The sequence below is a fragment of the Streptomyces sp. XY431 genome, from assembly GCF_001279805.1.
GTDB classification, from domain to species: domain Bacteria; phylum Actinomycetota; class Actinomycetes; order Streptomycetales; family Streptomycetaceae; genus Kitasatospora; species Kitasatospora purpeofusca.
Map to the genome: position 1 here is coordinate 50395 of NZ_LGDO01000256.1, position 9308 is coordinate 59702.

A 9308-nucleotide genomic window follows, 5' to 3' on the forward strand; every position below is an offset into this window, starting at 1 on the left:
CCGTGCGCCACTGCCGGACGGCCGGCAGCGGCGACGGGGGCACGGGCTCGCCCGGTCAGGCGGCGAAGCCCAGGCCCAGGGTGACCGCGACGGGGGCGAGGTAGAGGAGCGGGAAGGCCACGGTCTTGTAGGAGCGGGCCCGCAGACAGGTGATCACCGCGCCGAGGAAGTACAGGATCAGGCCGATCGCGGCGGCGACCCCGAGCGCCGGAACGGCGAGACCGACCAGCAGGCCGGCCGCACCGGCGAGCTTCGCGAGCGCCAGCGGGCCCCACCACGAGCGCGGCACCCCGTACTCGACGAGCGGCTGGGTCACGAACTCCGCCCGGCGCGCGAGCGAGACACCCGAGAAGCCGACCCAGAGAGCACTGACAACGGCGAGGACGACGTGGGCGACAGACATGACGGATACCCCTGATTCGAATGGAGAGGGAGAGGAGGGCAAACGTGGCGGACCGATCCCGGCCCGCCCCGCCGCAGCTGCTCGAACACTCCACTGACCCGCAGCCCGCGACGGATGTGACAGCCCCGCGGAAGAATTTCTCGGGACTCCTCGTCCCCGCGCGCGACGGATCCCGACAGGTCCTGCGGACGGGCCCCGTGGACGGACACCGCGTCCCGCCCGCCCGGCCACGGCGTGGCCGGGCGGGCGGGCGGACGGAATGCGCCGAATGAGCGGGTTGGCATGGTGTGGTGTGGTCCTGCGGGATCCGGGCAGACGCCGGGGGTCCTACCGGCGCGAGGGAAGGGGTTCACCATGGCCGACCCGGCGAAGGGCATGGAGCGAGAGGCGCGGCAACCACCATCGACCCAGGACCGCCCCGGTGACGGGGTCATCGAGACGGACGTCCCCGCGCGGCTGGACCGGCTGCCGTGGTCCCGCTGGCACTGGCGGATCGTCATCGGGCTGGGGACGGTCTGGATCCTCGACGGTCTGGAGGTCACGATCGTCGGCAACATGGCGGCCCGGCTCGCCGAGAGCGGCAGCGGGATCACCATCACGACGACCCAGGTCACCACGATCGCGGCCGCCGTCTACGTCGCGGGGGCGTGCAGCGGCGCGCTGTTCTTCGGCTGGCTGACCGACCGGCTGGGCCGCAAGAAGCTCTTCATGATCACTTTGGCCGTCTACCTGGCCGCCACCGCCGTCACGGCGTTCTCCTGGACCGCCTGGTTCTTCTTCCTCTGCCGCTTCCTCACCGGATTCGGCATCGGCGGCGAGTACGCGGCGATCAACTCCGCGATCGACGAGCTGATCCCGGCCCGGGTGCGCGGCCGGATCGATCTGGTGATCAACGGCAGCTTCTGGATCGGCGCGGCGATCGGCGCCTTCGCCTCCATCTCCCTGCTGAACACCGCCCTGTTCGCGACCGACCTGGGCTGGCGGCTGGCCTTCGGCATCGGCGTGGTCCTCGGCCTGGTCATCCTGCTGGTGCGCCGGCACGTCCCGGAGAGTCCGCGCTGGCTGTTCACCCACGGCCGGGCCGAGGAGGCCGAGCAGGTGGTGGCCGAGGCCGAACGGATCGTGCGGGAGGAGTACGGCCGCGAGCTGCCGCCCACCGAGGGCGCACCGATCCGCATCCGCGAGCGCGGACCGCTCGGCTTCGGCACCATCGCCCGCACGGTCGTCACCCGCTACCCGCGGCGAACGGTGCTCGGCCTGGCGCTGTTCATCGGGCAGGCCTTCCTCTACAACTCGGTGACCTTCGGCTACGCGGTGATCCTCACCAAGTACTTCGCCGTCCCCGAGGGCGACACCGGCTACTACTTCGCGGTGATCGCGGTCGGGAACTTCCTCGGACCGCTGCTGCTGGGCGGCCTGTTCGACTCCGTCGGACGCAAACCGATGATCGCCGGCACCTACATCGGCTCCGGTGCACTGCTGTTCGGCACCGCGCTGCTCTTCCAGCACGGCTCGCTGTCCGCCGTCACCATGACCGCCTACTGGACGGCCGTCCTGTTCCTGGCCTCCGCCGGGGCCAGCTCCGCCTACCTGACGGTCAGCGAGATCTTCCCCCTGGAGACCAGGGCGATGTGCATCGCCTTCTTCTACGCCGTCGGCACCGCCATCGGCGGCATCAGCGGCCCCCTGCTGTTCAACGGCCTGGTGAGCAGCGGGAAGGTCTCCGACACCACCCTGGCGTTCTGCATCGGCGCGACCCTGATGACCCTCGCCGGACTGGTCGAGGCGGCGATCGGCGTCAAGGCGGAACGGCGCAGCCTGGAATCACTGGCCGCCCCGCTCGGCACCGTCGAACCCACCCGGACCACGTAGCACGGGACGCCCGGGGACCGGCACAGCGCTGCCCCGGTGGTGTACGGACTCGGCGAGGCCTGCTCCCCGGGGCCGCCCTGCAGCTGTTCGTCATGGCGAGTGGGTGTCCTGGAGCAGCGGTACAACCCCGGTGACCGGGGTGGCGCGTCCGGATCGGCGCCGCCCCGGTCACCGGCCGGACTCTGCCGGCGGGCCGGGGATCAGACCCGGTCGTAGACCATCCCGGAGCAGCGGTCGGGCGAGAAGGAGATGTCGACGCACAGCTTCCACCGCAGCGCACCGCCCTCGCCGACGGTCACGACGTAGTCCCGCCAGGAGCCGTTGCCGTTGTAGTTCACGATGCGGGGCTGCTTCACGTCGTTGATCCAGTACTCGATGAAGACGCTGTTGCCGTCGGACTTGGTGTCCTGGAGACCGAAGTTGTTCCGGTTCGGGTCGTAGTAGGCGGCGGCGCCGGTGACGGCGGTGTTCGACGCGGCGGCCGGGCCGGCGACGGCGAACAGCGCCGCGGCGCTCATCGTGGCGGCCAGGGTGAGTTTCGTGGCCTTGCGCATGGTGCATCCCCCAGGTTCGTCGTGGACTTCTCGGTCGGAGGCCGCCGGACCCGGACCACGAAGCCCCCCTAGGGCCGTTCGAGTCGGCTGTGCCTCCGGGAGAAGCCTGCCGCAGTCCCGGGGACGGCGTCTTGGAGGAATGCGCACCGCCGGATGACGCCCCCGGTGCGGCCGCGCAGGGGCCGCACCGGATCGGCCCGGTCGGCCAGTGCGGTCGGTGCGGTCCGGTCGGCCGGTGCGGCCGGTGCGGCCGGTGCGGTCCGGTCGGCCGCCGGTCCGGGGACGGCTCCGCACGGGTGACGGGCGGTGCGGTGCGGGGCCGATCTCCCTGGCGGCGGCTCGGCGCGGTGTCACCATCTGGGGCGTATCCGGCACGATTCGACCGGTTCCCCCTGGAGGATCCCCGTATGAGCCGCCGTACCCACCGCCCCGCCCTCCTCACGGCCCTGGCGCTCGCCGTCGCCGCGCTCGCCGGTTGCGGCGGCGTCGACGCCGGGACCGGCGGGCCCGGCCCGGTGGCCGTCGCGCCCCCGCCGCCCGAGAAGGCCTTCGGCCAGGCCTGCGCGGCGATGCCCGGCGACGGCCCCGGCAGCCTCGACGCGATGGGCCGCCTGCCGGTGCTGGGCGCGATCGATCAGACCAAGGACCTCTCCCAGCTGTCCGCCCTGGTCAAGACGGCCAAGGCGAAGGACATCTTCGACTCGATGGAGAACGTCACCGTCTTCGCCCCGAACGACGCGGCCTTCGCCAAACTGAGCGAGGACCAGAAGAAGGCCCTCGCCACCCAGCAGGGCGCCGGCGACCTGGTCCGCAAGCTCATCGTCGTCCGCGACCTGCGCAAGGACGACCTGCAGGACAAGCAGTACACCTCGCTCCAGGGCGCCGCGATCAAGGCCACCGGCAGCGGCGAGAACTACCGCATCGGCGGCGCGCAGGTGCTCTGCGGCAGCATCAGGACGGCCAACGCGCGGCTCGCGATCCTGGACACCGTGCCGGCCTTCGACTGACGGCGGCGGGCGACCGGGCCCCGGGGCCCGGTCCCAACACGGCGGTCCCGTCCCGGGGCCGCTCCACCCGGTTGCGCCGAACGATGAGCGGGATGGGCCGAAAGCGCTGATTCCAGCACAAAAGGCGACTGACACGTCATCAGATCGTCCCAACGGACGCTCCTCCTCGGCAGTCTCTGATCTCATCTGCAGATATTTGCGTACATTCGCCTGATTTTTTGTGTTGTCCGCCCAGCTGTGCCCGTGCACGCGCACGGTCGCGAGAGGAGACGCCGGATGGCCCCGGTGAGGTCGTTGCTCGGCGCTCGGTTCCGGACGGCGATGCGCGGCGTGCTCGCGCTGCTGTGCCTGGTCCCCCAGGGCGGACTGGCGCTCGCCGCCGCCCCTCCCGCCTACGGCCCGCAGGGCCTGCCCCGGGAGCAGCGGGCCCTGACCGCGTGCACACCGACCGGCAGCTTCACCAACTGCACCCGCGTCACCTACAGCGGCGGCGACCAGACCTTCACCGTGCCGGCCGGCGTGACCGCCGTCTACGCCCGGGTGTTCGGCGCCGGCGGCGCGGGCTCCCCCCGCGCCTACTACACCGGCCAGTACGGCGGCGGCGGTGGCGGCTACACCACCGGCACCCTCGCGGTGACGCCCGGTCAGTCGCTGACACTGACCGTCGGCCAGGGCGGCCGGATGAACAGCACCACCTCCACGTACGGCGGCGGCGGCGCCGGCGGTCAGGGCTTCACCAACGTCGGCGGAGGCGGTGCGACGGGCGGCAGCGGCGGCGGCATGAGCGCCGTGTGGAACGGCGCCTACGGCACCAACCCGCTGGTCGTGGCCGGCGGTGGCGGCGGCTCCTCCCCCGGCGCCGACGCGACCACCCCGGCGGCGGGCGGCGGCGGTGGCAGCAACGGCGGCCAGGACAACCAGCCCGCGGCCTCCGGCCGGGGCGGCACCCAGAGCGCGGGTGGCGCCGCCGCCACCCAGACGGCGTGCGCGGCCGCCACCGCCGGGAGCCAGTACCAGGGCGGCCGCGGCGCCGCCAACCCGCAGAACGAGGGTGGCGGCGGAGGCGGCGGCGGCTACTACGGCGGTGGCGGCGGCGCCTGCCAGCGCGGCGGCACGCTCGACGCCAACGGCATGGGCGGCGGCGGCTCCGGCTACAACCGGGGCGCCGGCGTCACCAACACCCAGACCTCCAACGGCACCAACAGCAGCGGCAACGGCGTCGGCGGCACCTCGGGCGGCCGCAGCGACGCCCAGTACACCAGCGGAATCGGCGACGGCGGCGGCTACAGCGACGGCGGCAACGGCGAGATCGTCCTCGAATGGGTCACCCAGGTCGGCCTGTCCGTGAAGAAGACCGCCTCCCCCACCACGTACGTGCCGGGGCAGCGGCTCACCTACACCTTCGTGGTGAGCAACGCCGGACCCGCGCCCGCCGTCAACGCCGCCGTCCGCGACGCGCTGCCGTCCGCACTGTCCGGGTTCACCTGGACCTGCGCGTCCGGTGGCACCGGCAGCAGTTGCGGCGCCGCGAGCGGCACCGGCAACCTCGACACGACGGCCACGATCGCGGCGAACAGCTCCGTGACGTACACGGTCACGGGCACCGTCCCCTCCTCCACCATCGGCACCCTGTCGAACACCGCGACCGTGACCCGGCCGGCCGCCACCACCGACCCCAACTGCGGTCCTACCTGCTCCAGCACCGTCGACACCCCCGGGCGCGTCACCACCGGCCTGTCGGTCACCAAGACCCCCGACAAGAACCCGTACGTGCCCGGCCAGCCGCTCACCTACACCATCGTGGTCAAGAACGACGGCCCGTCCGACGCCCTCGGCACCTCGGTCAGGGACACCCTGCCCGCCACGATCCGGAACTTCTCCTGGACCTGCACGGCCGCCGGGGGCGGCAGCTGCGGCAGCCCCGCCTCCGGCACCGGCGACATCAACACCACCGTCGACCTCCCGGCGGGCGGCCAGGTCACCTACCGCCTCACCGGCACCGTCCCGGCGGACGCCACCGGCTCCCTCGACAACCGGGCCACCGTCACCCCGCCGGGCGGCGCCACCGACCCGAACTGCTCCCCCAGCTGCACCAGCACCGCCAACCCCGTCCCGCCCGGCAACCAGGCCAACCTGGTCGTCTCCAAGACGCTGCTCACCAGCCCCGTGGTACCGGGCCAGCAGATCAAGTGGCAGGTCAAGGTCACCAACAACGGCCCGTCCCGCGCCCGCAACGTCGTGGTGACGGACCAGGTCCCGGCCGGCGTGACCGCCGCGAGCATGGCCAACGACCAGGACGGCGTCTCCTGCCCGATCAGCGGCGGCACCGCGAGCTGCCCCGCCGTCGAGATCCCGGTGAACGGCACCACCAGCTGGACCCTCACCGGCACGCTCGACCCCAACGCGACCGCTACGCCGACCAACACGGCGGTGGTCACCGGCGGCCCCGACCCTTCGGTGTCCACCCACACCGCGGTCGCCTCCCCTACCGCGAGCCCCTCGCCGCAGGCCAACCTCACCATCTCGAAGACGCTGCTCACCAGCCCGGTCGTGCCCGGTCAGCAGATCCAGTGGCGGGTCACCGTCACCAACAACGGCCCCTCGCGGGCACGGAACGTGGTGGTGACGGACCAAGTGCCGACCGGAGTCACCGGCGCGACAATGACCGCCAACGCGGGCGGCGCCAACTGCCCGATCAGCAGCGGAGTCGCCACCTGCCCGGCGGTCGAGATCCCGGCCGGCTCGTCCCTGGCCTGGACCCTCACCGGCACCCTGGACCCGAACGCCACCGTGACACCGACCAACACGGCGGTGGTCACCGGCGGCCCCGACCCGGCCACGCCCACGCACACCGCCGTCGCCTCCCCGACCGCGAGCCCCTCGCCGCAGGCCAACCTCACCGTCTCCAAGTCGCTGCTCACCAGCCCGGTCGTGCCCGGGCAGCCGGTCCAGTGGCGGGTAACGGTGACCAACAACGGCCCGTCCCGGGCGCGGAACGTGGTGGTAACGGACCAAGTGCCGAACGGGGTCAGCGGCGCGACGATGACCGCCGACGCGGGCGGCGCCAACTGCCCGATCAGCGGCGGGATCGCCACCTGCCCGGCCGTCGAGATCCCGGCCGACTCGTCCCTGAGCTGGACCCTCACCGGTGCCCTGGACGCCAACGCGACGGTGACGCCGACCAACACCGTGACGGCCACCGGCGGCCCGGACCCTTCGGCGTCCACGCGGACCGCCGTCGCCTCCCCGACCGCGAGCCCCTCGCCGCAGGCCAACCTCACCGTCTCCAAGTCGCTGTTGACCAACCCCGTCGTGCCGGGGCAGCAGATCCAGTGGCGGGTCACCGTCACCAACAACGGCCCCTCGCGGGCACGCGACGTGGTGGTGCGGGACCAGGTGCCGAACGGGGTCAGCGGCGCGACGATGACCGCCGATGCGGGCGGCGCCAACTGCCCGATCAGCGGCGGAGTCGCCACCTGCCCGGCGGTCGAGATCCCGGCCGGCTCGTCGCAGACCTGGACCCTCACCGGAACCCTCGACGCCAACACGACCGTGACGCCGACCAACACCGTGACGGTCACCGGCGGCCCGGACCCCTCAACGCCGACCCACACCGCCGTGGCATCACCCTCGGGCTCGCCGTCGCCACCGTCACCAACAACGGACCCTCGCGGGCCCGGAACGTGGTCGTCACCGACCAGGTGCCGGCCGGGGTCAACAACCCCGTGATGACCGCCTCGGACGGGACCGGCTGCCCGATCAGCGGCGGGATCGCGACCTGCCCGGCGGTGGAGATCCCCGCCGGCTCGTCGCAGAGCTGGACGCTGACGGGCACGCTCGCCTCCGACGCGACCTCGACGCCCGTGAACTCGGCAACGGTCACCGGCGGCCCGGACCCGTCGGCGTCCACCCGGACGGCGGTCGCTTCGCCGACCGCGAGCCCCTCGCCGCAGGCGAACCTGACGGTGTCGAAGGTCCTGCTCACCAACCCGGTCGTGCCGGGGCAGCAGATCCAGTGGCGGGTCACCGTCACCAACAACGGACCGTCGCGGGCGCGCGACGTGGCGGTACGGGACCAGGTGCCGAACGGGGTCAGCAGCGCGACGATGAAGGCGGACGCCGACGGGGCCAACTGCCCGATCAGCGGCGGGATCGCCACCTGCCCGGCGGTCGAGATCCCGGCCGGCTCATCCCTGAGCTGGACCCTCACCGGGACCCTGGACACCAACGCGACCGTGACGCCGACCAACACCGTGACGGTCACCGGTGGGCCCGACCCTTCGGTGTCCACCCACACGGCCGTCGCCTCGCCGACCAACTCGCCCTTGCCGCAGGCGAACCTGACGGTTTCGAAGGTGCTGCTCACCAACCCGGTCGTTCCGGGCCAGCAGATCCAGTGGCAGGTCAGCGTCACCAACAACGGACCCTCCCGCGCCCGTGATGTCGTGGTGACTGACCAGGTGCCGACCAGCGTCACCGGCGCAACGATGACCGCCGATGCGGGCGGGGCCCACTGCCCGATCAGCGGCGGAGTCGCGACCTGTCCTGCGGTGGAGATCCCGGCGGGGGAAACCCTGACCTGGACGCTCAGCGGCACGCTCGCGCAGGACGCCACGGTCACACCGACCAACACCGCCACAGTCACCGGCGGGCCCGACCCCGCGACGCCCACACACACAGCAGTGGCCTCGCCGACCAACTCGCCCTCGCCGCAGGCCAACCTCACCGTGTCGAAGGTGCTGCAGACCAACCCCGTCGTCCCCGGGCAGCAGATCCAGTGGCAGGTCACCGTCACCAACAACGGACCCTCCCGCGCCCGCGACGTCGTGGTCACCGACACCGTTCCGGCGGGCGTGACCGGTGCGAGCATGAAGGCGGATGCCGACAGCACGCCTTGCCCGATCAACGCTGGAACGGCAACCTGTCCCGCCGTGGAGATCCCCGCCGGCCAAACCCTCACCTGGACACTCACCGGCACGCTCGACACCAACGCGACCGTGACGCCGACCAACACCGTGACGGTCACCGGCGGCCCCGACCCTGCCACACCCACACACACAGCCGTCGCCACGCCTACCAACTCGCCCTCGCCGCAGGCCAACCTCACCGTGTCGAAGGTGCTGCTGACCAACCCGGTCGTCCCCGGGCAGCAGATCCAGTGGCAGGTCAGCGTCACCAACAACGGACCCTCCCGCGCCCGCGACGTCGTCGTCACCGACACCGTTCCGGCGGGCGTGACCGGCGCGAGCATGCAGGCCGATGCCGACAACACGCCTTGCCCGATCAACGCTGGAACGGCAACCTGCCCGGCCGTCGAGATCCCCGCCGGGCAGACCCTCACCTGGACACTCACCGGCACGCTCGACACCAATGCGACCGTGACGCCGACCAACACCGTGACGGTCACCGGCGGCCCGGACCCCTCAACGCCGACCCACACCGCCGTGGCATCACCCTCGGGCTCGCCGTCGC

5 protein-coding genes and 1 pseudogene are annotated in these 9308 nt (G+C 72.5%); 4 read left to right on the forward strand and 2 right to left on the reverse strand.

Going from position 1 to position 9308, the window contains the following annotated elements; translation table 11 throughout:
- Positions 1-55 precede the first annotated feature (55 nt).
- Positions 56-403, reverse strand: a complete 348-nt coding sequence (locus tag ADK60_RS22845; RefSeq protein WP_053648542.1) for a DoxX family protein — start codon at positions 401-403, stop codon at positions 56-58.
- A gap of 375 nt (positions 404-778) precedes the next feature.
- Here ADK60_RS22845 and ADK60_RS22850 point away from each other — a divergent pair, with 375 nt between their 5' ends.
- Positions 779-2275 (forward strand): MFS transporter, encoded by a 1497-nt coding sequence (locus tag ADK60_RS22850; RefSeq protein ID WP_053648558.1) that lies wholly within the window; start codon positions 779-781, stop codon positions 2273-2275.
- Between the two features lie 200 nt (positions 2276-2475).
- Here ADK60_RS22850 and ADK60_RS22855 read toward each other — a convergent pair whose 3' ends face one another.
- Positions 2476-2829, reverse strand: a complete 354-nt coding sequence (locus tag ADK60_RS22855; protein ID WP_045942090.1) for a hypothetical protein — start codon at positions 2827-2829, stop codon at positions 2476-2478.
- Between the two features lie 407 nt (positions 2830-3236).
- Here ADK60_RS22855 and ADK60_RS22860 point away from each other — a divergent pair, with 407 nt between their 5' ends.
- The 3 genes and pseudogenes from ADK60_RS22860 to ADK60_RS22870 all read left to right on the forward strand — a co-directional run.
- The gene (locus tag ADK60_RS22860; RefSeq protein WP_053648543.1) at positions 3237-3836 is read left to right on the forward strand and encodes a fasciclin domain-containing protein; all 600 of its coding nucleotides are present in this window, start codon (positions 3237-3239) and stop codon (positions 3834-3836) included.
- Between the two features lie 276 nt (positions 3837-4112).
- Positions 4113-7565 carry a DUF11 domain-containing protein gene (locus ADK60_RS45000; RefSeq protein WP_053648546.1) on the forward strand — a complete coding sequence of 1151 codons (3453 nt, stop codon included), beginning with the start codon at positions 4113-4115 and terminating at the stop codon, positions 7563-7565.
- Positions 7460-9308 (forward strand): annotated as a pseudogene (locus tag ADK60_RS22870) (DUF11 domain-containing protein); the annotation flags it as partial. The gene ADK60_RS45000 and the pseudogene ADK60_RS22870, both read left to right, overlap by 106 nt.